Annotated in this window: 23 protein-coding genes; 13 read left to right on the top strand and 10 right to left on the bottom strand. The window is 56.5% G+C overall.

All coding sequences use genetic code 11. The features are described from left to right. Window positions 1-28: 28 nt before the first annotated feature. Window positions 29-1,984: an acetoacetate--CoA ligase gene (locus METLA_RS0118345; protein ID WP_024299940.1), complete on the top strand. Its 1,956-nt coding sequence runs from the start codon at window positions 29-31 to the stop codon at window positions 1,982-1,984. A gap of 58 nt (window positions 1,985-2,042) precedes the next feature. On the opposite strand, the gene METLA_RS0118340 is transcribed toward METLA_RS0118345, so the two are convergent. After that, entirely contained in the window at window positions 2,043-2,945 is a 903-nt protein-coding gene (locus METLA_RS0118340; RefSeq protein ID WP_024299939.1) for a hypothetical protein, read from the bottom strand. Window positions 2,946-3,174: 229 nt separating this feature from the next. On the opposite strand from METLA_RS0118340, the gene dusA reads away from it, so the two are divergent. From dusA to METLA_RS0118310, 6 genes are all read left to right on the top strand, one after another. Further along, complete coding sequence (gene dusA / locus METLA_RS0118335) at window positions 3,175-4,113, top strand: tRNA dihydrouridine(20/20a) synthase DusA (protein WP_024299938.1); 939 nt, start codon at window positions 3,175-3,177, stop codon at window positions 4,111-4,113. 40 nt (window positions 4,114-4,153) lie between these two features. Beyond that, entirely contained in the window at window positions 4,154-4,702 is a 549-nt protein-coding gene (gene folE / locus METLA_RS0118330; protein WP_024299937.1) for a GTP cyclohydrolase I FolE, read from the top strand. Between the two features lies 1 nt (window position 4,703). After that, a complete protein-coding gene (gene hemH / locus METLA_RS0118325; RefSeq protein WP_024299936.1) occupies window positions 4,704-5,669 on the top strand; it encodes a ferrochelatase in 966 nt (321 codons plus the stop codon). A gap of 107 nt (window positions 5,670-5,776) precedes the next feature. Next, window positions 5,777-7,348 (top strand): MutS-related protein, encoded by a 1,572-nt coding sequence (locus METLA_RS0118320; RefSeq protein WP_024299935.1) that lies wholly within the window; start codon window positions 5,777-5,779, stop codon window positions 7,346-7,348. Further along, window positions 7,345-8,544 carry a formate-dependent phosphoribosylglycinamide formyltransferase gene (gene purT, locus METLA_RS0118315; protein ID WP_024299934.1) on the top strand — a complete coding sequence of 400 codons (1,200 nt, stop codon included), beginning with the start codon at window positions 7,345-7,347 and terminating at the stop codon, window positions 8,542-8,544. The genes METLA_RS0118320 and purT overlap by 4 nt, the downstream gene beginning before the upstream one ends. Before the next feature lie 12 nt (window positions 8,545-8,556). Then, window positions 8,557-9,165, top strand: a complete 609-nt coding sequence (locus METLA_RS0118310) for a lytic transglycosylase domain-containing protein (protein ID WP_024299933.1) — start codon at window positions 8,557-8,559, stop codon at window positions 9,163-9,165. A gap of 125 nt (window positions 9,166-9,290) precedes the next feature. Here METLA_RS0118310 and METLA_RS0118305 read toward each other — a convergent pair whose 3' ends face one another. The 4 genes from METLA_RS0118305 to METLA_RS0118290 form a co-directional block, all read right to left on the bottom strand. Beyond that, a complete protein-coding gene (locus tag METLA_RS0118305) occupies window positions 9,291-9,710 on the bottom strand; it encodes a DUF6691 family protein (RefSeq protein WP_024299932.1) in 420 nt (139 codons plus the stop codon). A 4-nt stretch (window positions 9,711-9,714) separates the two neighbouring features. Continuing rightward, window positions 9,715-10,146, bottom strand: coding sequence for a YeeE/YedE family protein (locus tag METLA_RS0118300; protein ID WP_024299931.1), 432 nt, complete (start codon window positions 10,144-10,146; stop codon window positions 9,715-9,717). Between the two features lie 15 nt (window positions 10,147-10,161). Continuing rightward, the gene (locus METLA_RS0118295) at window positions 10,162-11,460 is read right to left on the bottom strand and encodes an OmpP1/FadL family transporter (RefSeq protein WP_024299930.1); all 1,299 of its coding nucleotides are present in this window, start codon (window positions 11,458-11,460) and stop codon (window positions 10,162-10,164) included. Between the two features lie 206 nt (window positions 11,461-11,666). Beyond that, window positions 11,667-12,296, bottom strand: coding sequence for a class II aldolase/adducin family protein (locus METLA_RS0118290; protein WP_024299929.1), 630 nt, complete (start codon window positions 12,294-12,296; stop codon window positions 11,667-11,669). Between the two features lie 259 nt (window positions 12,297-12,555). On the opposite strand from METLA_RS0118290, the gene METLA_RS0118285 reads away from it, so the two are divergent. The 6 genes from METLA_RS0118285 to METLA_RS0118260 all read left to right on the top strand — a co-directional run bounded on the left by METLA_RS0118285 (window position 12,556) and on the right by METLA_RS0118260 (window position 20,280). After that, window positions 12,556-15,222: a bifunctional diguanylate cyclase/phosphodiesterase gene (locus tag METLA_RS0118285; RefSeq protein ID WP_024299928.1), complete on the top strand. Its 2,667-nt coding sequence runs from the start codon at window positions 12,556-12,558 to the stop codon at window positions 15,220-15,222. A 76-nt stretch (window positions 15,223-15,298) separates the two neighbouring features. Continuing rightward, a complete protein-coding gene (locus tag METLA_RS0118280; RefSeq protein WP_024299927.1) occupies window positions 15,299-15,664 on the top strand; it encodes an antitoxin Xre/MbcA/ParS toxin-binding domain-containing protein in 366 nt (121 codons plus the stop codon). Next, complete coding sequence (locus METLA_RS0118275) at window positions 15,661-16,194, top strand: RES family NAD+ phosphorylase (protein WP_024299926.1); 534 nt, start codon at window positions 15,661-15,663, stop codon at window positions 16,192-16,194. Before METLA_RS0118280 ends, METLA_RS0118275 begins: the two co-directional genes overlap by 4 nt. A gap of 196 nt (window positions 16,195-16,390) precedes the next feature. Next, window positions 16,391-18,676, top strand: a complete 2,286-nt coding sequence (locus METLA_RS0118270; RefSeq protein WP_024299925.1) for a nitric-oxide reductase large subunit — start codon at window positions 16,391-16,393, stop codon at window positions 18,674-18,676. A 263-nt stretch (window positions 18,677-18,939) separates the two neighbouring features. Then, a complete protein-coding gene (locus METLA_RS0118265) occupies window positions 18,940-19,329 on the top strand; it encodes a DUF488 domain-containing protein (protein ID WP_024299924.1) in 390 nt (129 codons plus the stop codon). A gap of 6 nt (window positions 19,330-19,335) precedes the next feature. Beyond that, window positions 19,336-20,280, top strand: a complete 945-nt coding sequence (locus tag METLA_RS0118260; RefSeq protein WP_024299923.1) for a hypothetical protein — start codon at window positions 19,336-19,338, stop codon at window positions 20,278-20,280. 33 nt (window positions 20,281-20,313) lie between these two features. On the opposite strand, the gene lipA is transcribed toward METLA_RS0118260, so the two are convergent. The 5 genes from lipA to METLA_RS0118235 are packed head-to-tail and all read right to left on the bottom strand — an operon-like array spanning window position 20,314 to window position 24,192. Next, window positions 20,314-21,276, bottom strand: coding sequence for a lipoyl synthase (gene lipA / locus METLA_RS0118255; RefSeq protein ID WP_024299922.1), 963 nt, complete (start codon window positions 21,274-21,276; stop codon window positions 20,314-20,316). Continuing rightward, complete coding sequence (lipB, locus tag METLA_RS0118250) at window positions 21,273-21,881, bottom strand: lipoyl(octanoyl) transferase LipB (RefSeq protein WP_024299921.1); 609 nt, start codon at window positions 21,879-21,881, stop codon at window positions 21,273-21,275. Before lipB ends, lipA begins: the two co-directional genes overlap by 4 nt. A 43-nt stretch (window positions 21,882-21,924) precedes the next feature. Further along, a complete protein-coding gene (locus METLA_RS0118245) occupies window positions 21,925-22,188 on the bottom strand; it encodes a YbeD family protein (RefSeq protein WP_024299920.1) in 264 nt (87 codons plus the stop codon). After that, window positions 22,185-23,024, bottom strand: a complete 840-nt coding sequence (locus METLA_RS0118240) for a D-amino acid aminotransferase (RefSeq protein ID WP_024299919.1) — start codon at window positions 23,022-23,024, stop codon at window positions 22,185-22,187. The genes METLA_RS0118245 and METLA_RS0118240 overlap by 4 nt, the downstream gene beginning before the upstream one ends. Beyond that, entirely contained in the window at window positions 23,014-24,192 is a 1,179-nt protein-coding gene (locus METLA_RS0118235) for a D-alanyl-D-alanine carboxypeptidase family protein (RefSeq protein ID WP_024299918.1), read from the bottom strand. Before METLA_RS0118235 ends, METLA_RS0118240 begins: the two co-directional genes overlap by 11 nt. Window positions 24,193-24,210: the final 18 nt, after the last annotated feature.

Raw genomic sequence — 24,210 nt, 5'->3', positions numbered from 1 at the left:
GTGACGTATTTAGCCATCGGGGAACGACGTGAATTCAGTGCTTTGGCAGCCTTCGACGGCGCGGCGAGAAAACGCCAACATGACCCGCTTCATGAAACGGGTCATGAACGAATATGGTGTCGATGTTAGCGAGTACCCGTCGCTTTACCGATGGTCTATCGAAAATCCCGCCGCCTTTTGGGATTTGCTGTGGGATTTTGCAGGCATAAAAGCCGTCCGCAAAGGGAAGGTCATTTTATCGGATCCGGATAAAATGCCCGGCGCCAAATGGTTCCCCGATAGCCGGCTCAACTATACGGAAAACTTATTGAGCCATTGCGATAAACGGGGCTCCGCGATCAGCTTTCGCGGAGAAAACGGCGAAACCCGCCGACTTTCCTACGATGACCTCCATCGCCAAGTTTCCCAAGCCGCTCAGGCGCTACGGAATGACGGTGTCAAGCCTGGCGACCGCGTGGCCGGCATTTTGCCAAACCTTCCCGAAACAATCATCGCGATGCTCGCCACCGCCAGCCTCGGTGCAATCTGGAGCAGTTGCTCGCCGGATTTTGGGGTGCCCGGCATCGTGGACCGTTTCGGTCAAGTAGAGCCCAAGGTGATGTTTGTCTGCGACGGCTACTTTTTTAATGGCAATTCATTCGATCGCACGGATCAGATCAAGCCTTTGCTGAAGGCGCTGCCGTCGGTGCAAAAAGCCGTGTTGATTCCTTATTTGAAGCGCGAAGCGCGCAGCGACAGCCATCAGGCAAGGCCTTGGCAAGACTATCTCGCGGATTTTCCGGAAAACCATCCTTTAGAATTTGTGCCGATGGCGTTCGATGATCCGTTGTTCATCCTCTATTCCTCCGGCACCACGGGGCCGCCGAAATGCATCATACACGGTATCGGAGGCACCCTGATCCAGCACCTGAAAGAGCATTTACTGCATGTGGACATCCATCCCGGAGAGCGTTTGTTTTATTACACCACCTGCGGCTGGATGATGTGGAACTGGCTGGCTTCCGGACTGGCATCCGGAGCAGAGCTGATACTTTATGACGGCTCGCCCCTTTATCCTAAGGCTGACGCGTTATTCGACCTGATTGACGAATTCCGGATCACGATCTTCGGGGTTTCCGCGAAATATATCGACGCGCTCAAAAAATCCGCGGCTGTCCCTAAAAAAACTCACAAGCTGTCATCGCTGAAGACAATTTTATCCACCGGCTCGCCCCTAGCACCGGAAGCGTTCGATTTTGTCTATCACGCGATCAAGTCAGACCTCTGCCTGTCATCGATTTCCGGCGGCACCGACATCATTTCCTGCTTTGTGCTCGGCTGCCCGCTCCTGCCGGTGCGCCGGGGAGAAATCCAGTGCCGGGGGCTCGCGATGAACATCGATGTTTACGACGAGAACGGCCGGCCGCTGCTAGAGGAAAAAGGCGAACTGGTCTGCAAGGCGCCGTTTCCTTCGATGCCGGTCGCTTTCTGGAATGACCCCGGACAGAACCAGTATCATGCGGCCTATTTTGAAAAATATCCGGGCGTGTGGCACCACGGAGATTATGTGGCGCTGACCGAAAACGGCGGCATGATCATCTACGGACGCTCCGATGCGGTGCTGAACCCCGGCGGCATCCGAATCGGCACCGCCGAAATCTACCGGCAGGTCGAGCAGATCGATGAGGTTCAGGAAAGCCTGGTCGTCGGGCAGGACATCGGTGGCGACTGCCGAATCATTTTGTTTGTGATTCTGCGTGACGGCGCGGCGTTATCGGATGCATTGAAGATGAAGATTAAGCAACGGATCCGGCAGAATGCCTCACCTCATCATGTACCGACGGAAATCCTGCAGGTGGCCGACATCCCCCGCACCCAAAGCGGAAAAATTGCCGAGTTGGCGGTGCACAATATCCTTCACGGACGTCCGGTAAAAAATCAGCACGCACTGGCCAACCCCGAGGCGCTGGAACAGTATCTGCGAATGAAAAAATTACTCACTTAACCGCCTGTTCAAGCGTTTAGGCTCAACAAATGCCGCTGCCGCAGCGTGCATTGAGGGTTCAATGCACGGCCGCCAATTCGCGCCTTTGCGCATCCAGTCCGTCCCAGAATGCGGCGACGCCGTCCAGCATCTGATTGCCATGGCGAATAAATCCGTCCTCATCCAGTTCCAGCGTGAAATAAAGCTCCTCCAGTTCTTCCTGCGTATGGGCGGCATGTTGCGATTCGAGCTGATCGTGCCAGACAAAAAAGCCCATCGGCAAATCGGCGCCGTTTATTTCGTTAAAGCGTCTGAAGCCCTTGATCAATTGCCCCCAGAATCCGGCGGCAGCCCAGTTTTCGACCGCATAACTGGCTGCCTGGGATACCTGATAGTCATCGCCCCCGTAAAGCCGGATCAGTTCATTGCAGAAAAACAGCGTGGAAGCGCTTCCCTGTTTGGGTTGGCCGATGTCGGCAAACGACAGGCCGAGCTTTTTCGCGATGTGATACAGCCATTCGAAATGGCCGGCACCGAAACGAAAGATGCCACCTTCGATGCTGCCTTCCGTCGATCCGAGGGCATCACCGCCGTTTGTTGGCGCGGCCGGCTTGAAGCAAACACCGATTTCATTGGCCAGAATTTCTTTGGATGCCCGCATGCTTTCGAGCGTCTCGGCATGAATCATCTTGTTTAGCTGAGCGATCAGAAACTGATTCGAAAATACCGAGAATTGTATGATAAACGCCTTGATTTGAGTCAGGCTTTGGTCGCCCTGTTCGAACCAGACGGTGTAAGGGTTATGGGTTATAATGCGATGGTTTAACAGCTCCGCGTTGATGCGGTGTTGAAATTTGAGCAAGCGTTTGGCTTTCGTGAGCGAATACCCGCGATGCCCTGCACTGAGTGCAAGCAGCGACGGCAGGGTCAAATTTTCGATATGATGCTTTTGCGCAAAATCGGCCAACGGATTGTCTTGCATGATGCACCTCCGATAAAGGTTGCTTAACGGGCATTTTGACATACCGGGATTGGATAAGTTTCTGGGACGCGGCGTAGCGCCGGGCTCAGAAGCTCCGGTCAGGTTTGTCAATCTATCTCAGTCCACAGTATAGAAGAGCAACAGTACGAAACAACAAACAGGCTCTAATCATTCGATGGAAAACCGCATAAATCCAGGATACCCGTGTCATCGCTTCTCGGTCGCCCCGATGCTGGATTGGACGGATCGACACTGCCGCTTTTTTCTCCGGCTGATTTCGAAACAGGCGCTGCTTTATACCGAGATGGTCACGACCGGGGCGCTGCTGCATGGCGACCGGCAGCGGTTTTTGCAATTCGATCCGAGCGAGCATCCGCTCGCTTTGCAATTGGGCGGCAGCGATCCGGCCGGTCTGGCCGCGTGCGCGAAGATGGCCGAGGATTTCGGCTATGACGAGGTGAATCTGAATGTCGGCTGCCCGAGCGACCGGGTGCAGAGCGGGAGTTTTGGCGCCTGTTTGATGGCGGAGCCGGAACTGGTCGCCGAATGCGTCGGGGCAATGCGGAAGGCCGTTTCGATTCCGGTCACCGTCAAGTCGCGAATCGGCATCGACGACCGGGATTCCTACGAAGAACTGATCAAATTCATCGGCACGGTCGCTGAAGCCGGCTGCGACACCTTCATCGTGCATGCGCGCAAGGCCTGGCTGAAGGGCTTGTCGCCGAAGCAAAACCGGGAAGTGCCGCCGCTGCGCTACGATACGGTCTATCGATTGAAACAGGATTTCCCAACCCTTCAGATCGTGCTGAACGGCGGCATCACCACGCTGGATCAGGCGGAGGACGTGCTCGGAAACGGTGTCGACGGCGTGATGGTCGGACGGGAGGCCTATCACAATCCTTATATCCTGGCCGAGGTCGACCGACGACTGTTCGGCGCATCGGCCGAAGTCTTTACGCGCGCCGAGATCATCGAAAAGTTGTTGCCTTACATTGAGCAACAACGGGCCGAAGGCGTGCGTTTGCACAGCATCACCCGGCATATCCTCGGCCTGTTTCACGGCGAGCCCGGCGCCAGGTCCTGGCGCCGGCATTTGAGCGAACATGCGGTCAAATACGACGCGGACGCATCGGTTGTCCGCGAAGCATTAAAATTCACGATTCAATGATGTATACTGCATCACCTTTAGTTATATTGAGATTTCGATTGTGGAAGAGTATTTTTCGAAAATTATCGCCGCGGTGGGCGAGGATCTGAACCGCGAGGGGCTGATCGACACGCCGAAACGCGCCGCCGAGGCGTTCAAATTTTTGAATAACGGTTACGAAAAAAGCCTTGACGAGGTCTTGAACAACGCGGTTTTCACGGCCGAGACCGAAGACATGGTGATCGTGAAGGACATCGAATTGTATTCGTTGTGCGAGCACCACCTGCTGCCGTTCATCGGCAAGTGCCATGTCGGCTATCTGCCGCGCGGCAAGGTGCTGGGCCTGTCGAAAGTCGCGCGTATCGTCGATATGTACGCCCGGCGCCTGCAAATCCAGGAAAAGCTGACCAAGCAGATCGCCGATGCGATCGAAACGGCGGTCGACGCGAAAGGCGTCGCAGTCGTGATCGAGGCAAAACATTTGTGCATGATGATGCGCGGCGTCGAAAAACAGAATTCGGTGATGACGACCTCGGTGATGACCGGCATCTTCCGTAAAGAAATGAATACGCGTTCGGAATTCCTGAGTCTGATCAACCGCCAGTCATAACATGACGACGAAGAAAACCGGAGTATTGCTGGTCAATCTGGGTTCCCCTACCAAACCGACCACCGCGGCGGTCCGCCGGTTTTTAAAGGAGTTCCTTTGGGACCCGCGCGTCGTCAATATTCCCCGGCCGTTGTGGTGGCTGATTCTGAATTTTTTCGTGCTGCCGACGCGCCCGCGCCGGTCTTTTTTGGCCTACCGTAAAGTCTGGGACGAGAAAGGTTCGCCGCTGATTTATCTGACCCGGCAGCTGCGCGAAAAAGTGGCGGCCAGACTGGCCGCGCAAGGCATCAGCGTGCGCGATGCGATGCGCTATGGCGAACCGACGATCGCGGAGCAGCTGCGCGCCTTCAAGGAAGAAGGCATCGACTCGCTGGTGATCCTGCCGCTGTATCCCCAGTATTCCTCGACCACGACCGCCTCGGTGTTCGATGCGGTAGCCGATGAGCTGAAACAATGGCGGCACATCCCCGAGGTCCGCTTCATCAGCGATTATTATCGCGATCCGGGCTACATCGCCGCGGTCGCCAAGTCGATCGAACACGCCTGGCATTTGCGCGGCAGGCAGGAACTGTTGTTGATGTCGTTCCATGGCCTGCCGGAAGTGCTGAGCAAATGGGGCGATCCGTATTTCGAGCATTGCAGGCAAACGGCCGCCAGTATCGCGAAACAACTCGAGCTTGAGGAGCACGAATGGCAGATGGTGTTCCAATCGCGCTTCGGCAAGGCCGAATGGTTGAAGCCGTATTGCCTGGATACGCTGAAAGAGCTGCCGAAACGCGGCATCAAAACGGTCGACATGGTCTGCCCCGGCTTTGCGGTCGATTGCCTGGAGACGCTCGAAGAGATCGCGATCGCGAACAAAGAAGAATTCATCAAGGCCGGCGGCAGCGCCTATCATTATATTCCGGCGCTGAACGATTCGGATGCGCATGCGGATGTAATCATCAACCTGCTTACACAAAAGTAGGTTGATGAGACTGTTTTTTGGCAACCCATCGTTCTTAGTTTCTATCTGTCTGGCTTAACGAAAGGCTGCTAACCCACCCACCCTATCGCTAACACGAGAGATCACCGATGACGGAAACGCTATTACAAAGCTGGCAGAATGTCTGGCCCGAGATCAAATCCACCCAGCCTTTGGACACCGGCACTGGCGTGATCGATCAGAGCGCTTTCAATACGATCGAAGTCGATAACGTTTTCGAATCGGTCAATCATTGTTCGACCACGCTCGGACAGGCGTTTTTATACCGCTCGCTATCCCGCCCCCTGGACGATCTTGACCAACTGCACGCAAAGCAGGAAGCGGTCGCTGAACTCCAGCAAAATCAGGGGCTCCGGGAAGCGCTCGAACGCCTGCTACAACATGCGGCCGACACTGAAAAAAATCTGTATAGGCTGTTTTATGCGGAATTTGTCGGCTCGTTCGGCTCCGCGCGCGGCGAACACGAAATCGAGGGCTACGGCTACGCCCAATACAAACGCGGCGTGCGCTTCATGCTCGATCTGGTCGACGGCATTCGCCAGCTTGATGCGCCTAACAGCCGATTTCTGAATGGCGTCTTCGACAAAATCAACGCGTTCGCGGCAAGCCGCGATTATTCGCTGATGGCGGGACCGGTCTACGTGACCGAAGGCGTGATTCAAGCGAAGGAGGAAAAGCAGGGCTGGTTTCCGATTTCGGTGATTTTTAAACCCCGCCTGTTCAAACCATTGATCTTCCTCGCTCTGGCCTTTCTGCTCGGGCTGCTGCCGATGGCGATAGGCATCACCTCGCCCGCGCAGATCATTTTCTTCGCCCCGCTGTTCCTGGTTTATTTCCCTATCGTCGGCGGCTACGACCGCGACACCTGCATCATTCCTTTGCGCAATCAGTTTCGCAGCTCCGACGCAGTCGGCGAAGCGCTGGACGCGCTCGGACAATTGGACGAATTGCTGGCCTTCGTCAAATTCTCCGAAGCCTTCGGCGGCGACATGGCGCAGCCTAAGCTGATCGACGCGCCGCATCACCGGATCAACCTGAGCGCTGCGCGGAATCCGGTGCTCGGCAAGATGAATCCTAATTATGTCGCGAACGATTTCGTGCTGGACGACGACAAGCTGGTATTGGTCACAGGACCCAACAGCGGCGGCAAGACCGCTTTCTGCAAAACGATCACGCAAATCCAGTTGCTCGCGCAGATCGGCTGCCATGTGCCGGCCAAGGCCGCGACCTTGACCGTGGCGGACCGAATCTTCTATCAGGCGCCCGAAATCAGCCATCTGGTCGACGGCGAAGGCCGCTTCGGCACCGAATTGAAGCGCACCAAGGACATTTTCCTCGCGACCACCGCGAAAAGCCTGGTCGTACTCGACGAGATGTCCGAAGGCACCACCTTCGAGGAAAAAATGGAATCGTCGACGAACGTGCTGACCGGTTTCTATCGCAAGGGCAACAGCACGGTGCTGATCACCCACAATCATCAACTGGTCGATCATTTCATCGCCCAAGGCATGGGCGTCGCCCAACAGGTCGAATTCGCGCATGAGGCGCCGACTTACCGGCTGATTCCGGGCATTTCGCGCGTCAGCCACGCCGACCGCGTCGCCAAGAAAATCGGCTTTTCGAAAGAAGACATCGACAATTATCTCGCGGGTTCATCATGAAAATAGGCACGGCATTATCGAACAGCGCAACCAAGGCCTTGTTGCTCGGCAGCGGCGAGCTCGGCAAGGAGCTGGTCATTTCACTGCAGCGCTACGGCATCGAAGTGATCGCGGTCGACCGTTACGCGGATGCGCCGGCGATGCATGTCGCGCACCGCAGCCATGTGGTCGACATGACCGACGGCGAGGCGGTCAAAAAAATCATCGCGCTCGAAGCGCCTGATTACATCATTCCGGAAATCGAAGCGATCGCGACCGATGCCTTGGCCGAGATCGAACGGGAAGGACGCTCGACGGTCGTGCCGAATGCGCGCGCGATTCAATTGACGATGAACCGCGAAGGCATCCGCACGCTCGCCGCGGAAGAGCTGAAATTGCCGACCTCCGCTTACGCCTTCGCGGAAAGCTTCGCGGAACTGAAAGAAGCCGTTGACGAAAAAATAGGCTATCCTTGTTTCGTTAAGCCGACGATGTCGTCATCCGGCAAGGGCCAGTCGATGGTCAAGGACCCGGAGCAACTGGAAGCCGCATGGAATTATGCGAAAGCCAGCGGCCGGGTCGATACCGGCAAGGTGATCGCCGAATCCAAGATCGATTTCGATTTCGAGATTACCTTGCTGACCGTGCGCGCGCTGAATCAACACGGCGAGATCGAAACCCGTTTTTGCGCGCCGATCGGCCATCGTCAGGAACACGGCGACTACCGCGAAAGCTGGCAGCCGCAGCCGATGACGCCCGCGGCGATCAAAGCCGCAGAGGACATTGCGTTAAAAGTCACCGGCGCGATCGGCGGACGCGGCCTATTCGGCGTCGAGTTGTTCGTGAAGGGCGATAAAGTCTGGTTTAGTGAAGTCAGTCCCAGACCGCATGACACCGGCATGGCTACAATGATTACGCAGCAACAGAATGAATTCGAACTGCATGCCCGGGCGATACTGGGCTTGCCGGTCGATACCGGACTCTTGAGAATTGGCGCCAGCGCGGTTATATTGAGCCAGGAAGAAGCCGACGATGTGGTTTATGACGGGCTTGCCGCTGCATTGAGCGTGCCGGGCTGCGAAATCCGTCTGTTCGGCAAGCCGCGCGCGTTGGTGAACCGGCGCATGGGCGTTGCGCTGGCAAGCGCGGAAACGATTGAAGAAGCAAAAGAAAAAGCGGTAAAAGCCGCCAACTTGGTCATTATCAATCCAGGATAAGGAGGTGTAATCATGCTGAGATTAGCCACAGTTATAATCACCCTAGGCGCATCCGGTACAGCGCTGGCCGACATCTATAAATATGTCGACAGTTCCGGCCGCTCCTACTACACCAATGTTAAGCCCCAATCCAGCAACAACTCATACAAGCGCATCATGGAAACGAAACCGTACCATTATGCGCGGCCTGCCCCCGCGATGGCCGGTTACAGAAATTATGTCGGAGGCAGCCCAAACAAGCAAAAATTCAGCGACCTGATCAATACGGCGGCTTACCGCCATCAAGTCGATCCGAAACTGGTGCATGCGGTGATCCAGACCGAATCGGCCTATAACGCCGGCGCGATTTCATCGGCGGGCGCGGTCGGCTTGATGCAGTTGATGCCGGACACCGCAAGGCGCTACGGCGTGGACGACCGCCGCGATCCGGATCAGAATGTCGATGGCGGCACGCATTATTTGCACGACCTGATCCGGATGTTCAGCCCGAATCTGGAGCTGGCCGTTGCGGCTTATAATGCCGGCGAAAACGCGGTGATCAGACACAATTATTCGATCCCGCCGTATCCCGAAACCCAAAACTATGTCAAACAGGTTTTGGCGAGATATAACCGGCTGTGACTTATCACCGGCTGTCTTTAGTAAGATAAGCCCCGGCTTGGGTGCCGGGGCGATCAAGAGAGGCGCCGCCGTCCTGAGACGAAGCGCGCTTTATCCAAGAGAGGGGCCTTTCCGGCCGTTTAGATTTACCGTTTAGGCCGATGCAAAATGTGAAACAGCCACATTCCGAAAAGCATCGCACCGACAAACACAATGTTTCCCTGAAGCCCATAAATCAGCCCGGAAAACGCAGGGCCGGGACAAAAACCCGACAAGCCCCAGCCGATGCCGAACAACGCCGCGCCAGCGAGAAGGCGGCTGTCGATTGAGTTCGTCGCCGGCGCTTGAAAGCTGTCCGTGCAGACAGGTCTGGAGCGTTTGAGGATGAACCACTGCAGCGGCATCAAGGCCGCGAGCGCACTGGCCATCACCAGCAGCAGACTCGGGTCCCATTGCCCCGCCACATCCAGAAAGCCGAGCACCTTGCCCGGATTGATCATTTGCGAGACATACAGCCCCAGCCCAAACAAGGTGCCGCAGAGTAATGCGGATAAAGCCAAAACCATCCGATCAACTCCCCGCGCCGAGCAAATGGCGCGCGATGTACACGGTGATACCGGCGCTGAGCATGAAGGTCAGCGTCGCGGCCAAAGAACGCTTCGACAGCCGCGCCAGCCCGCAAATACCGTGGCCGCTGGTACAACCGCTGCCGAGGCTCGTGCCATAGCCGACCAGCAAGCCCGCGGCCGCCATCAACGGCAGCGAATCATTAACTTGCACATCGACCGGCAGCCAGCCGGTCTTGCCGATCAACAGCGGCCCCAGCACGAGGCCCGCCAAAAAGCACAGCCGCCAGCCGGGATTGACACACCGGAACGAAAACAGGTCGCCGGCAATGCCCGAAATGCCGGCACGCCGCCCGTTCAGCAGTAAAAACAGGGCCGAGGAAAGACCGATCAGCAGGCCTCCCGCCAGCGCCGAAAAAGGGGTAAAGTTTTCCATAACACCGGCCTTTCGTTAATTAAAACGCTTGGACCAGCCCAGCTGAAAGGAATACTGATCCATTTCCAGTTCGATGTTCTGCTGCGGACTTAGCGGATTAGGCCCTTTGACCGAGTTGCTCGGCGAATACATGAAAGCAAAACTCACTTCGTCCTTGTCGCCGATCGCGCGGCTGAACCCGGCCGTCACGTGATACTCCTGCACCCCCGGAGCCAATATGTTGAATAACACCTCGGACTCAGGAATGGGCTGCTCGCCGTAGCTCAGGCCGGCGCGCCAAGTCCAGTTTTCGTTTGGCCGCCATTCGGTACCGAATTTGAAGATGGTCATGTCCTTCCAGCCGAAACCGGGGCCACCATCCTCGCCGAGTCGCTTCGTCAACAGATTCGGAAACATCGGATTGCCGACCGAATCGATTTGGCTGTAACGGATGTGCTCGACGTCAAAGGACGTCGTTATCTCTTTATTGATGTCCCAGGCCAGACCGAAGTTGAAGCTTTCGGGAATATCAAAGCCTCCTTGTTCGGCAAACAGCCCTGCATAGTCGTCTAATTTGGACATCGTGATACGGCTTTTGTAGGATGCCCCAAATCTGACTCCCGGAATCAATTCGACCAAGCCGCCGACCCTGACTCCGCCGCCGAAGGAATAGTTATAGCCCTGGTTAGACAGATGCTCTGGATTACTCGAAAACGGCGCGAACGCATTCAGTCCGCGAGCCTTGAAGCGCTGAATCGCAAATATCGGCGCGATACCGAGCGAAAATCGGCCATCGCCAAAGCTGTGTGCATAACTCGGCACGATGAACGCCTGAGCCTTATCAATGCCGGTCGTTCCGGCGCAAAAAGTGCCGCTGCCGCCTGGGAATGGGCATAAAGGATTCGGCTTTGCGACATAATCGGTATTCATGCCGCCGTTGCCGTACAGCGTCACGCCGACCGCCTGCTCCTTGTCGATCCGGTAATTCCAGCCGAATGCCGGCACCGGAAACCATTCGCTGTCGCTTTCGACGGTACCGGAGTTCAATGGAAAAGCGCCCGGCGCCAGCGTCGGCGTGCCATCGACGGTATATTGGCGGCGCGGGCTGAACAACTCGATTTCCGCATCCAGCCGGTCGCCGATATAGGCGATGCTGGCCGGATTGACCGCGGCCGCGAACGAATCCAGCGGCCGCGCGGTGCTGGCGCCGGCCAGGGCTTTGCTGCGGGCGCCGTAGCCGTGCGCGAAATAGCCGTTGGTTGCTTCCGAAATGGCCGGCAGCCCCCCCAGAACGACCGCAAACGTGGCGGTTCGGTAGATATTTTTCGAAATCATGGTTGCGCTCTCCCTAATCGTTTTACAGAATATTCAAATAAAGCGATATTAACAAGCTCATGATTTTCAACAAAATGATATTAATCGATTTACATAGCGAATAATTCGATAAGAGTTCGCGGCTTTGCAGAGCGCCGAGCTGAGGCTCGGCGCTCCCAGAAAAAACCAGGCAGGCCTTCAGCCGGAAAGTTACTTTTTAGGACATCCTAAGCGGGATCGATCCGCGCAAACGCCGTTGCCAAACAACGCGTCATCAACCAGCAGGCCTGCTCCGGCGTCTGGCCGTAGGTCAACAAGCCGTCTTGATGCCCCAGCATCACGATCACGCCTTGTTCCTGATGGCTTTGCGCCTGGGCGCTGACCGCTTGCGCCATCGCCGGCGTGCCGTAGGCGATATCCGCCGCCACGCACGGCAATTCCAAAGACTCGGCGTGACGCCAGATTTCGGGGCTATGGCCGTGCGCCACACAGCGAACCGACGGCGCGGCCTGATAAATAGCCGCATGCGTCAAGGCTTCCGAAGACGGCGGCAACGGCCCTTCGGCGGCCAGATAATTGTCTTCGGGCCGCGCCTGCCGGACCCAGGCATAATGCTCGGCCGTCAACCGCGGCAAATGGCCGGTCTGGGTGCCGGTGACCCAAAAGCCGCCAGCATCCAGCCGAAGGCTCAAGTTGCCGTAGCTCAACCCGCCATAACGCGCCGCATCCTGCCCGATCACGCCGAGCCGCCAGAGCAGGCTGCGCCAGGCGTTCAATTCGGCGAAGCCGGGCATGCTTCCGGCAGGCGTAAAGTGATAGTCCAGGCGGTATTTGATGACGCCTTCCTGTTCGCTCATGGTGTGTGCTTGCTGGGGCAGGAAAATAATGGGGGTCGACTTTGCACTGAATTTACGTCTAAACTTGGGAGCCAATTCGTATTTTATCACCCCTGTAAAATGCGGATCGCGACAATCCATCGTCACAATCGCTTATTATATGAAGCACTTCACAATAAACTCAGATGGCATGGATTCGCGAAATAAACGGTAAAAAATAGTTAAGCTTCTTGTGTTTAACTAATGCGGTACTGCCAAGCCCGGAGGGTGTCATTTTAAGATGGAAAAAATTAAACCCCATGTTGCGGTTGAAGAAGAGCATTGGAAGACCGAGCACAAACTGAATGCATCACGGATTCAGCGACTCAATCAAGTCTATACCGCGGTCGCCCAAACGAATCGAATTGCCAGACACACGAAACATGCGGGCGAATTGTTCGACGCGGTATGCCGCATCGCGGTTGAGCACGGCGGCATGAAAATGGCCTGGGTCGGCATGAATCGCCCCGGCAGTGGCCGCATTGACGTGATCGCCTGCCATGGCACCCATCTGGACTATCTGGATGATCTTGCGGTTTCGGTAAGATCCGATGTTCCTGAAGGCCTTGGCCCTACCGGCACCGCCTTGCGTGAAGGACGCGCGGTTCTGCTCCAGGATTTTGCGGTGAATCCTGCCACGCAGCCCTGGCAGGCCCGCGCGCTTCAATCGGGCAATTGGCAGGCAAGCGCGGCATTCCCGATTCTGAGAAATGGGGCGCCTTATGCGGTACTGACCCTTTACCACGACGAAAAAAATGCCTTTAACGAACTGATCGTCAGCCTGTTAAATGTGATGGCCGATGACATGGGTTTTGCGCTCGACGCAATCGATGCCGAAGCCGAACGCCAAACCATGCTGCGCGAGTTACGTAACAGCGAGGAGCGCTACCGCTTGTTGCTGGATTTGGTCCCCGATCAAATCTGGATCGCAGGGCCCGACGGACATCTCGACTATGCCAACCAGCGCGCGCTCGATTATTTCGGCTATAGCCTTGAGGAAATGCAGGGCTATGGCTGGCAGAACATCGTCCACCCCGATGATTTCGCCGGCGTATTAACTACCCTATCGGAGTCGCTGCAAACCGGCAAAAACTTCAAAGGCGAGTACAGAATCCGCCACCATTCGGGCGAATACCGCTGGTGCTCGGCCAGGGCGCATCCGGTTTTTGATGACGACGGCCATATCAAGAAGTGGTACGGTATCACCACCGATATTACCGAGCGCAAGCAAGCCGAGGAGCGGCAACGGTTAACCGCCCGTATTTTTGATAGTACGTTGGAGGGCATTATCGTCACCGACGCCGCTTGTCATATCATCGAGGTCAACGACGCCTTCATAGAAATCACCGGCTACATGCGCGAGGACGTGATCGGCAAAACCCCACGAGTTTGGAAATCCGACCATCATAGGCCGGAGTTTTATCAAGCAATGTGGCAGGCGATCAATACAACGGGCCACTGGAGCGGGGAAATATGGAATCGCCGTAAGGACGGCATGGTATATCCCGAATGGATCACGATTTCGGCGATAACCGATGATAACGGCAAGGTAAGTCATTACTTCGGGATTTCATCGGATATTACCCTGCTGAAACAGCATGAAAAGCAACTGGAATTCATGGCGCATTACGATGCGTTGACCGGCATTCCCAATCGCGTGCTGCTCGTTGACCGCATGCAACTCGCCTTGGCGAGGACGCGCCGCGAAAACAACCTGCTGGCGGTTTGCTATCTGGATTTGGACGGTTTTAAGCCGGTTAACGACACCTGGGGCCACGATGTAGGCGACATGGTGTTGATCGAAATCGCCAATAGGCTCAGCCATTCCTTGCGCGGCGGCGATACCGTCGCGCGTCTCGGCGGCGATGAGTTCGTCATTTTATTGCTGGGCATCGAGAATGCCGATGAATGCTACAACAGCCTGAATAGGCTGGTCTCGGTTATCGCACAAAGCATTGTTCTCCAGGGTCAGCTTTATACATTCACCGCCAGCATTGGCGTCACGCTTTATCCGCATGACAATGAAGATCCCGAGACCTTGCTCCGTCATGCCGATCAGGCGATGTATCAGGCCAAGAAATTAGGCAAAAACCGCTATCACATTTTCGACCCGACCGAGGATGTGCTGTTCAAAACGCATCACGATAAAATATCCACGATAGCTCAGGGCCTGCTCGATCAGCAATTCGAGCTGTTTTATCAACCCAAGGTGGCTTTGGCCGAGTCGCGTATCGTGGGAGCCGAAGCGCTGATCCGCTGGCGCCACCCGGAACGCGGCCTGTTGCCGCCCCATGATTTTTTGCCCTTGATCGAAAACACCGAGCTGGATATTCAGGTGGGCGAATGGGTGATCAATACGGTGTTGATGCAAATAGAACGCTGGCGCCAAGAAGGACTGTCGCTTGAAATCAGCGTCAATATCTCGGCGAATCACCTGCAATCGCCGGGGTTTGTCGCCAAATTGCAGCAAAAACTGGCCCTTTATCCGGATTTGCCGCCCCGGCAATTGCAAATCGAAATATTGGAGACGGCCGCCTTAAGCGACATTGCCGCGGTATTAGGCATTATCGAAGCTTGCGCGGCGATCGGGATCAGTTTTGCGCTGGACGATTTCGGCACCGGCTATTCTTCTCTGGCCTATTTGCGCAGGCTGCCGTTCAACACGCTCAAAATCGATAAGAGTTTCGTGCGCGACATGCTGATCAATTCGGATGACCGCGCCATTGTACAAGGCGTTATCGCCTTGGCCGCCACCTTCAATCGGGTCACGGTCGCCGAAGGCGTGGAAATCCAGGCTCTCCTGAGCACCTTACGGGATATGGGCTGCGACATTGCCCAGGGCTATGGCATCGCCCACCCGATGCCGGCAAGCGATTTCGTGCCGTGGTGCCGGAATTTTCGGATATAGGCCAATGCGGGAATTGGCTTTCCGCGAATTGCGCCTTATAATCGAACCCTATTTATGGCCAATCAACGAGGCAAGCATGGCACACGTCGATTTTTTACAACAGGTTATCACCGAGGACGGCCTGGTCGCGGCGAGTACGCTGGCTAAGGTTCTGCACATCACCCAGACCGATCTCGCCGAAGTCACCGGCCTATCTCTGGATTCGGTTTCCAAACGCGCCCGGCTCAAAAGCCGTAGCACTCAGGCCAGATTGCGTGACACGGTCGAAATCATCAACCGCGTCGCGGCCTGGTCCGGCGGCGTCGGCCGGGCATTTGCCTGGTTCCGCTCCCAGCCGCTGCCGTCGTTCGGCGACAAGACCGCCGAAGACCTCGTCAAGGAAGGCCGCGCCGATGCAGTCAAAACCTACCTCGCGCGCATCGGCGACGGCGGCTACACTTGACCCTAGCCGTCCGCCATTTTACCGGTCTCGTGTATCGGGCGCATCATCCGAGGTGGGCGTTTACGCCGCTGTCCGGCGAAGGCGCGAAAAAATACGGAGGCCGCTTCAACCGTCCTGGAAGTGAGGCACTTTACACCTCGTTGGATTTGACCACCGCCTGGATGGAAGCGCAGCAAGGCTTTCCGTTCAAGCCGCAGCCGATGACGATGGTCGCCTATCAGGTCAACTGCGCAGATATCGCCGATCTGCAAGACCTAGCCGTGCAGCAAAGTCTTGACTATGACTCCACCGACCTGGGTTGCGCCTGGGAAGACCTGGCATTGCAAAACCGCGAACCGCCGACTTGGCGGCTGGCCGATCGCTTGCAGGCCCAAGGCATCGCCGGTATTCTGGTACGGAGTTTCGCGCCCGGCTGCACGGATGACAGCCGTAACCTAGTGCTCTGGCAATGGTCGAACGCAGAGCCGCATGCGATTCAGATCATCGATGACCAGAATCGGTTGCCGAAGACGCAAGATTCATGGGTTTGAAGCGGAAAAGATGGGGCTGAACCTCCTGCAATCGCCTGTGCCTGTATCTGTCTCGATTCAATACCGACAACGCGGTCAAGGAACGCTAGTCAATCCGACATTTCCCCCGAGCAGAGATTAAAAAATGCTACGCGCGGCGGGAAAAAGACAAATACGCTAAGCCTGACACATGCAATAGAGTCGCTGGGAGAATGCAATGGAAACCTACAGAACCACATTCACGATCAAGCGGCTATGGCTGATTCTGGCGGGCAGCATGATCGTCATGTTCGCGGTATTGCTGTATTTTGGCCGCGAAATTTACCACTTGGCGCCGCCGATCCCTGCGCGAGTCGAAACCGCAGCCGGCGAGGCGCTGTATACCCGCGCCGATATTCAGCGCGGCCAGAATGTTTGGCAATCCCTCGGCGGCATGCAGCAGGGTTCGGTCTGGGGCCACGGCGGTTATCTTGCGCCCGACTGGAGCGCCGACTGGCTGCACCGGGAAGCCGAGGCCCTGCTGGCGCTGATCGCCGAACGCGATACTCCCTCCGCATCCGGCAAGCTTCGGCATAAAATTCATGAAGCCGTGCTGCAAGAGGAGTTGCGTGAGAACACCTTTGATCCGGGGACCGGCGCGATTACGGTCAGCCCGGAACGCGCTGAGGCCATTCGCCATGTCGCCTCACATTATCGCGGCCTGTTTCAAGCGCACGAGGACTACCAGGAACTTCGCCGCGACTACGCCTTTCCGCTGCATTCATCCCTTAACGACGAAGATGCCCATGCGCTGACCGCGTTCTTTTTCTGGACCGCCTGGAGCACGGCGACCCAGCGCCCCGGCGATGACATCAGCTATACCAGCAACTGGCCTTATGATCCCTTGGTCGGCAATACGCCCAGCGCCAGCGTACTGATCTGGAGCATCCTCTCCATTCTGCTGCTGCTCGGCGGCATCGGCGGCCTGGTCTGGTATTACGTGCGTCAATACGACGTCTGGCGCGCCGACCTTGAACCGGAAACCGGTTATGCCAAAGAAGATTTTTTGACGGATGCCGCGATCACGCCGTCGATGCGGGCGACCGCGAAATATTTCTGGGTGGTGACCGCGTTGTTCGCCGCGCAGGTTTTGCTGGGCATTGTCACTGCGCATTACGCAGTCGAAGGCCAGGGACTTTACGGCCTGCCGCTGGTCAATTATTTGCCTTATGTGATTACCCGCACCTGGCATACGCAACTGGCGGTGCTCTGGATCGCCACCGCCTGGCTCGCCACCGGACTCTATGTGGCGCCGCTGCTTTCCGGACACGAACCGAAATTCCAGCGTTTCGGCGCCAATTTTTTATTCTTCAGCCTGCTGCTGATCGTCGCCGCTTCGTTCGCCGGCCAGTGGCTGGCGGTGCACGGGTATATCGATGATCTGAAAGTCAATTTCTGGTTCGGCCATCAGGGTTATGAATACGTCGACCTTGGCCGGTTCTGGCAGATCTATCTGTTTATCGGTTTGCTGCTGTGGGTCGTGCTGGTACTCCGGGCCTTGTGGCCTGCGCTACAGGAAAAGACCAACCAGTCACTGGTGTTTCTGGTGATTGTATCCACGATCACGATCGGCTTGCTGTTCGGCGCCGGGCTGCTGTGGGGGCAACACACCCACATCAGCATCATGGAATACTGGCGCTGGTGGGTCGTGCACCTATGGGTCGAAGGCATCTTTGAAGTTTTCGCGACCGCGATCATCTCTGCCCTGTTCGTGCGCATGGGCATTTTGCGCGTCTCCGTCGCCACCACCATGATTCTGTTTGCCACCATCATCTTTCTCGGCGGCGGTGTGCTCGGCATCTTCCACCATTTGTACTGGAGCGGTACGCCGATCGCGGTATTGGCGCTCGGCGCGGTCTTTTCCGCGCTCGAAGTCGTGCCCTTGATGGTCGTCGGTTTTGAAGCCTACAATCAGGCAAGAGTCGAAAATCAGCGGCTCTGGGAGAAAGCCTACCACTGGCCGTTCATGTTTTTCACCTCCGTACTGGTCTGGAACCTGATCGGCGCCGGCCTGTTTGGTTTCCTGATCAACCCGCCGATCGCGCTGTATTACATGCAGGGCCTGTACACCACAGCCAACCACGGCCATGCCGCCTTGTTCGGCGTCTATGGCATGCTCGGCATCGGCCTGATGCTGTATTGCCTGCGCGGCCTGACCGATATCCGGCAATGGAACCAGAAGCTGCTGAAAATCGCCTTTTGGGCGTTGAATATCGGCCTGGCGATGATGACATTTCTATCGCTGTTGCCGCAAGGACTCTGGCAAACCTACGCCAGCGTCAAACATGGCTATGCCTACGCCCGCTCCACCGAATTCATACATAGCACACTGATGGAAGCCCTCGTCTGGGCGCGCGTTCCCGGCGACCTGGTTTTCGGCATCGGCGTTTTTGCCTTTGTGGCGTTCGTGTTGCAGGCATTCAGGAAAAGAGCGGCCACGGCAGCAACGGATTTGAATCGATGAGTCGTGTCGAGGTCTAATTTCTCAAGGCCCAGCCCCCGATGGTCGTCGAGGTTTGGGCCCTATTAACCTAGAAAAATCAGTTGATCCACAAAACACACTAAAATCACGAAAAAATTCAGAAAGTTATTGCTTAGAAAAGCGACACCCTCCGGGTGATCGAATCACGCGATCTACCACCTTGATTTATTTCGTGTCTTTCGTGCCTTTTGTGGACTCACTGCGGTTTTAAGGATTAACGACGTTGGCCGTGATTGGAGGGACTGATGGTTGTTCGTGTTGTCAGGCTCGGCAGCGAGCGAGTGGAAGGCGAAGGCACGCGCATCGGCACGGTGCGCAGGCCTCCGCGCGGCGTGCCGAAAGCCGAGTTTGCGGCAAAAAACTGGTACGACGTGTGGTTCCCGAACCTGGCGCCGAGCCTCGAAGCGATGAAGCTGGCCCACGAAGCCAGGACGCCCGCAGACTGGGCTGCGTTCTTCAAGAAATATCGCGCCGAAATGGCAACGCCCGAGAACAGCCACGCGATCGAACTGCTCGCCGCGCTGTCCCGCCAAAGCAATTTCTCGGTCGGCTGCTACTGCGAGAACGAAGCCCATTGCCACCGTTCGGCGTTGCGCGAGCTTCTGGCCGAGAAGGGCGCCAAACTGGAAGAGTGAAAGCCGATGACAACGACCAAGAAATTGAAATGGCTACTGGTGCTGGTCCTGATCTTCGGCGGGTTCGCGATCTATAAATTTTTCAGCGTGCTCGCGGCCGATCTGTCTCTAAAGGAATATGCCTGGCTATTCAAGATCGTTTCGGAATTCGGCCTGTTCCTGTCGGTGATTATCTCGGTCGGCTATGTGCATCATTGGCTGATCGCGGAGGAAGAGCACCGCGAGTCGGCAATAAATTTGCGCGAGACGCTCGAAACGTATGTGAATAAAATATTATTCAACTCGGTCAAACGCGGATTCTTGGGCATCACCCAGAAAGAGTTCGATTTCAGCCAAATCATGGCTGGCTTGAAGCCTGGCGATTATGTGTATTGGCTGATCACCTTCGATCCCCGCTTCAAAAACAAGTCACGGGAATTGGAAAATGCGATCAAAAACGGCGTGCATTTCCGCTTGCTGATATTAAAAGACGGCAGCCGGATCGGCGAATTGCGCGCAACCGAAACCACCGGTTTCAACCCGCATGAGTTTAATGAATACAGCAAGTTATTCAAGGTCTCGCTGGAAGACGTGATCGGGCGTCTCGACGATGCGACCCCAGGTTCGCTCGGCGTTTTCATATACGACGGCCTGCCCTGCGTCCCCTTATTCATCATCATTCGCAACGAATCGAAAAAGGTCGCGGTTTACAATAGCTTTTATCTGACCGAGCCGGTTTCGAAAATGCCTTATCTGAATTGGGAAACCGTCCTTAAATTGGGCAACCAGAATTCTTTCGAGTCGGATGACTGGAATATGGCCGATCTCTTTTTTGATTATTTCAAGACGCGCTGGGAAATCGAAAGGTCCAAGTTAAGCGCAGGCGATAATTTCGGGCAGGCCGAGCCCGCTAATTTCATCCATGCCCCGGCCGCAGCCAAAAAGCTGTGTTTGACGCTTTATAACGAATAGCCGGCATCGGCGAACAAGCCGACTGCCGCGTCTTCAGTCACTGAGGACGCCTTGCGCCTGCAAGTCGGCATGATAGGACGAACGCACCATCGGCGCGCTGGCAACCTGTTCGAATCCCATTTCCCTCGCAACCCGGCCGTAGTCGTCGAATTCCGCCGGCGTGATATAGCGGTTGACCGGCAGATGCGCCTTGCTGGGCTGCAAATATTGGCCGAGGGTCAGCATCGTGCAGCCGTGGTCGAGCAGGTCCTGCATCACCTGATAGACTTCTTGCGTTTCCTCACCGAGGCCGAGCATCAGCCCCGATTTGGTCGGCGCCTCTGGCCGCGCTTTTTTATAGCCTTCGAGCAACTTTAAAGAACCCGAATAGTCGGCGCCGGGGCGGGCCTGTTTGTAAAGCCGCGGCACCGTTTCGAGATTGTGATTGAACACATCGCAAGGCTGCTCCGCCAGGATCGCGATCGCCTTGTCCATGCGCCCGCGAAAATCGGGTACCAGGATCTCGATCTTGGTGCCCGGCGATTGCTGCCTGATTTCCTTGATGCAGCCTGCGAAATGCGCGGCGCCGCCGTCGCGCAGATCGTCGCGGTCGACCGAGGTGATCACGACATATTTCAGCGCCAGCGCCTTCAGCGCCTCGGCCAGTTGGCGGGGCTCGTTCGGGTCGAGCGGCAGCGGCTTGCCGTGTGCGACATCGCAAAACGGGCAGCGGCGCGTGCACAGGTCGCCCATGATCATGAAGGTCGCGGTGCCGTGCTGGAAGCACTCGGCTAGATTCGGACAGGCCGCTTCTTCGCAGACCGTGTGCAGGTTATGCTCGCGCAGCAACTGTTTGACCCGGCTCACTTCATTGCCGGCGGACAGCTTGACTCTGATCCATTCCGGCTTGCGCAGCGGCGCCTCGGTGGTTTCGACCTTGACCGGAATGCGCGCGAGTTTTTCGGTGCTGCGTTGATGGGTTTCCGGCGTGGCGCGGGAAGGCGCTTGATAGGTCATGAGTGTAGTTTTTCCGTCAGTATGTGCAGTACGCGTTCGGCCAGTTGATCGCGATCGACCGCAATGCCGAGATCGGCCAGTTGGGTCACCTCGAGTCCGGCATAACCGCAGGGATTGATATAGCTGAACGGCGTCAAATCCATCGCGTGATTCAGGCTGAGGCCATGATAGCAGCAATTGTTCTTGATCCGAATCCCGATCGAGCCGATTTTTTTGCCGTTCACATAAACGCCAGGCGCTTCGGGGCGGGCGATGGCGGCAATGCCGTAGTGAGCCAGCGTATCGATCATCGTTTGTTCGAGCAGCGTGACCAGAGGGCGCACACCCAGTTCGCGGCGCTTGAGGTTCAGCAGCGGATACACGACCAGCTGCCCCGGTCCGTGATAGGTGACCTGCCCTCCCCGATCGGTCTCTACAACCGGAATCGCGCCGGTATTCAACAGATGCTCGCGCTTGCCGTTCAGGCCGAGCGTGTACACCGGCGGATGTTCGACGACCCATATCTGGTCGTCCGTCTCCGGCGTCCTGTCCAGGGTGAAACGCTGCATGGCCTGCCAGGTCGTTTCGTAGTCCTGTAAGCCGAGTTGCCGGATCATCATCGTCATAGAAAAAAGCCGATAGCCTAAGGGCTTACCCCCTGAGTCCGACTTATAACGTCATCAAGATGTGCGGGCTGCGGTTCAGGTCCAGGTAAATCGCATCCAGTTGCTGACGGCTGTTCGCTTCGATCACGACCGTGATTGCGGTATAGTTGCCGCCCCGGCTCGGCCGCGAGGAGACCGCGCCTTCGCCGAGGTTCGGCGTATGTCGGCGCACGATTTCGACGACAAGCAGGTCGAGCTCGGGACTGCTCTTGCCCATCGCCTTGATCGCGAAGGTGCAGGGAAAGGTTAACAGGGATTTTTCGCTCATGAGGATTGTTTATAGGCCTGAAACAGGCGGCTCATCGTTTGCCAGACCGGCCCCGGCTTGCCGTCGCCAACGGGCTGGTCATCGAGTTCGACGACCGGCACGATTTCGCGGATCGAACTTGCGATCCAGATTTCATCGGCTTGTTTCAGGTCCTCGATCGAAAAGGCTTGTTCACGACAAGGTATATGGCCTGTCTCGGCAATTTTCAAGATCACCTGCCGGGTGATGCCGGATAAAATGCCCTCGCTCAAAGGCGGAGTCAGCAAAACGCCGTCGATGACCGCGAATACATTGCTTGAGGAGCCTTCGGTCACGCAGCCGTTTTTAACCAGGATCGCTTCCGCGCCGCCGTGCTCGAAGGCTTCCTGTCTGAGCAGCACATTGGCGAGCAAGGTGATCGCCTTGATATGGCAATGCTGCCAGCGGCTGTCTTCGAGACAAATGGCCTTGATGCCGGTATCGCGGGCCGAATAAGGCGGGATAGCCGCACTCAACGCGAAAACGGTCGGCGCGACGTGTTCCGGAAACAGATGATCGCGCTTGGGAGCCGCGCCGCGGGTAATTTGCAGATAAATGTACTGATCGGTGCCGTCTTCCAAAAGCGGGGCGAAAATGCCGCGCCATTCTTCCAGACTGTGCGGATTGCCGATGTGGATGCAGGCGAGACTGTTGTCGAGCCTCGCCATGTGCGCTTCGAATTCAAACAACCGGCCGCGGTAGGCCGGGATCACTTCATAGACCCCGTCGCCGAACAGAAAGCCGCGGTCCAGTACCGGAATGTGCGCATCTTCGATAGGAAGATAGCGCCCGTTCAAATAAACGGGTTTAGTTGCCATCCGATTTCGCGAAGCGCATCAACACGCCATCGAGGAGACGGCGGAACATATTGCCTTCGCCGACTGCAGTCAACGCGATCAGGTCTTTCTGGTCAACCACCTTGTCTTTGTAGGTGACCTCGACCGTGCCGAACTTGTCGCCGGCCTTGAGCGGAGCGACGATCGGCTCATTGATGTGGATGGCCGATTTCACATCCTTGCTGCCGCCGCGCGGAACGGTCGCATGCAGGCTTTCCGCAAGACCCAACGCGACGGTTTGGGCGTCGCCTTTCCAGACCCGCGCATCGGACAAGGTCTTCTTGCCTTCGTAGAGGCGCGGCGATTCGAAGAAGCGGAAGCCGTAATTCAGCAGATTCTGGTTTTCGACGGCCCTGGCGCTGGCGCTTTTGGTGCCCATCACGACCGAAATCAGGCGCATGTCGTTTCTCAGCGCGGAGGCGACCAGGCAATAACCCGCATCGTCGGTAAAGCCGGTCTTGACGCCATCGACCGTGCTGTCCCTGGACAACAGCAAGTTCCGGTTATGCTGGACGATGTTGTTGTAGGTGAATTCTTTTTGCGAGAACCAGGGGTAATACTGCGGAAACTCCCTGATCAGCGCGTTCGTCAATATCGCCAGATCCCGCGCCGAGGTGTAATGGTCCTCGATCGGCAGGCCGTCGGCGTTTTTGAAATGGGTATTTTTCATGCCCAGACGCGCGGCATGCTGGTTCATCATATCCGCGAAGGTGGATTCGTCTCCGGCGATGTGTTCGGACAGCGCGACGCTGGCATCGTTGCCGGACTGGATGATCACGCCTTTCAGCAGGTCTTCGACTTTGACCTGCGCGTTCACTTCGACGAACATCCGGGAACCCGAGGTTCCCCAGGCTTTTTTACTGATCGTGGCAAGGTCGTCCAGGTGCAGGTGGCCGTTCGCCAGTTCCTTGAACACCACATAGACGGTCATGATCTTGGTCAGGCTGGCCGGCGCCAGCTTTTCGTCGGCATTGCTTTCGGCCAGCACTTTGCCGGTCTGGAAGTCCTGCACGATATACGCTTTCGCATCGATCGTCGGCGGCGCAGGCGTCTGGATCTCAACGGTCTCCGCATGGGCCTGCAACACGGTGGCAAGCAGGGCAAGCGCACAAAGATTTACGATCAGTATCGAATTTCTATTAAAAAACATTACACTACAAGGCTAACT

The organism is Methylomicrobium lacus LW14 (assembly GCF_000527095.1).
In the GTDB taxonomy this organism is placed as follows: domain Bacteria; phylum Pseudomonadota; class Gammaproteobacteria; order Methylococcales; family Methylomonadaceae; genus Methylomicrobium; species Methylomicrobium lacus.
Note: the sequence above shows the minus strand (reverse complement) of the source record. Positions and strands in the feature narration are given on the sequence as shown.

What these genes read in the sequence shown, in the direction of transcription:
- METLA_RS0118340 (WP_024299939.1), bottom strand. Translation starts at nt 2,945, where the DNA reads ATGCAAGACAATCCGTTGGCCGATTTTGCGCAAAAGCATCATATCGAA.
- dusA (WP_024299938.1), top strand. Translation starts at nt 3,175, where the DNA reads ATGCTGGATTGGACGGATCGACACTGCCGCTTTTTTCTCCGGCTGATT.
- hemH (WP_024299936.1), top strand. Translation starts at nt 4,704, where the DNA reads ATGACGACGAAGAAAACCGGAGTATTGCTGGTCAATCTGGGTTCCCCT.
- METLA_RS0118320 (WP_024299935.1), top strand. Translation starts at nt 5,777, where the DNA reads ATGACGGAAACGCTATTACAAAGCTGGCAGAATGTCTGGCCCGAGATC.
- purT (WP_024299934.1), top strand. Translation starts at nt 7,345, where the DNA reads ATGAAAATAGGCACGGCATTATCGAACAGCGCAACCAAGGCCTTGTTG.
- METLA_RS0118310 (WP_024299933.1), top strand. Translation starts at nt 8,557, where the DNA reads ATGCTGAGATTAGCCACAGTTATAATCACCCTAGGCGCATCCGGTACA.
- METLA_RS0118305 (WP_024299932.1), bottom strand. Translation starts at nt 9,710, where the DNA reads ATGGTTTTGGCTTTATCCGCATTACTCTGCGGCACCTTGTTTGGGCTG.
- METLA_RS0118300 (WP_024299931.1), bottom strand. Translation starts at nt 10,146, where the DNA reads ATGGAAAACTTTACCCCTTTTTCGGCGCTGGCGGGAGGCCTGCTGATC.
- METLA_RS0118295 (WP_024299930.1), bottom strand. Translation starts at nt 11,460, where the DNA reads ATGATTTCGAAAAATATCTACCGAACCGCCACGTTTGCGGTCGTTCTG.
- METLA_RS0118290 (WP_024299929.1), bottom strand. Translation starts at nt 12,296, where the DNA reads ATGAGCGAACAGGAAGGCGTCATCAAATACCGCCTGGACTATCACTTT.
- METLA_RS0118285 (WP_024299928.1), top strand. Translation starts at nt 12,556, where the DNA reads ATGGAAAAAATTAAACCCCATGTTGCGGTTGAAGAAGAGCATTGGAAG.
- METLA_RS0118280 (WP_024299927.1), top strand. Translation starts at nt 15,299, where the DNA reads ATGGCACACGTCGATTTTTTACAACAGGTTATCACCGAGGACGGCCTG.
- METLA_RS0118270 (WP_024299925.1), top strand. Translation starts at nt 16,391, where the DNA reads ATGGAAACCTACAGAACCACATTCACGATCAAGCGGCTATGGCTGATT.
- METLA_RS0118265 (WP_024299924.1), top strand. Translation starts at nt 18,940, where the DNA reads ATGGTTGTTCGTGTTGTCAGGCTCGGCAGCGAGCGAGTGGAAGGCGAA.
- METLA_RS0118260 (WP_024299923.1), top strand. Translation starts at nt 19,336, where the DNA reads ATGACAACGACCAAGAAATTGAAATGGCTACTGGTGCTGGTCCTGATC.
- lipA (WP_024299922.1), bottom strand. Translation starts at nt 21,276, where the DNA reads ATGACCTATCAAGCGCCTTCCCGCGCCACGCCGGAAACCCATCAACGC.
- lipB (WP_024299921.1), bottom strand. Translation starts at nt 21,881, where the DNA reads ATGACGATGATGATCCGGCAACTCGGCTTACAGGACTACGAAACGACC.
- METLA_RS0118245 (WP_024299920.1), bottom strand. Translation starts at nt 22,188, where the DNA reads ATGAGCGAAAAATCCCTGTTAACCTTTCCCTGCACCTTCGCGATCAAG.
- METLA_RS0118240 (WP_024299919.1), bottom strand. Translation starts at nt 23,024, where the DNA reads ATGGCAACTAAACCCGTTTATTTGAACGGGCGCTATCTTCCTATCGAA.
- METLA_RS0118235 (WP_024299918.1), bottom strand. Translation starts at nt 24,192, where the DNA reads ATGTTTTTTAATAGAAATTCGATACTGATCGTAAATCTTTGTGCGCTT.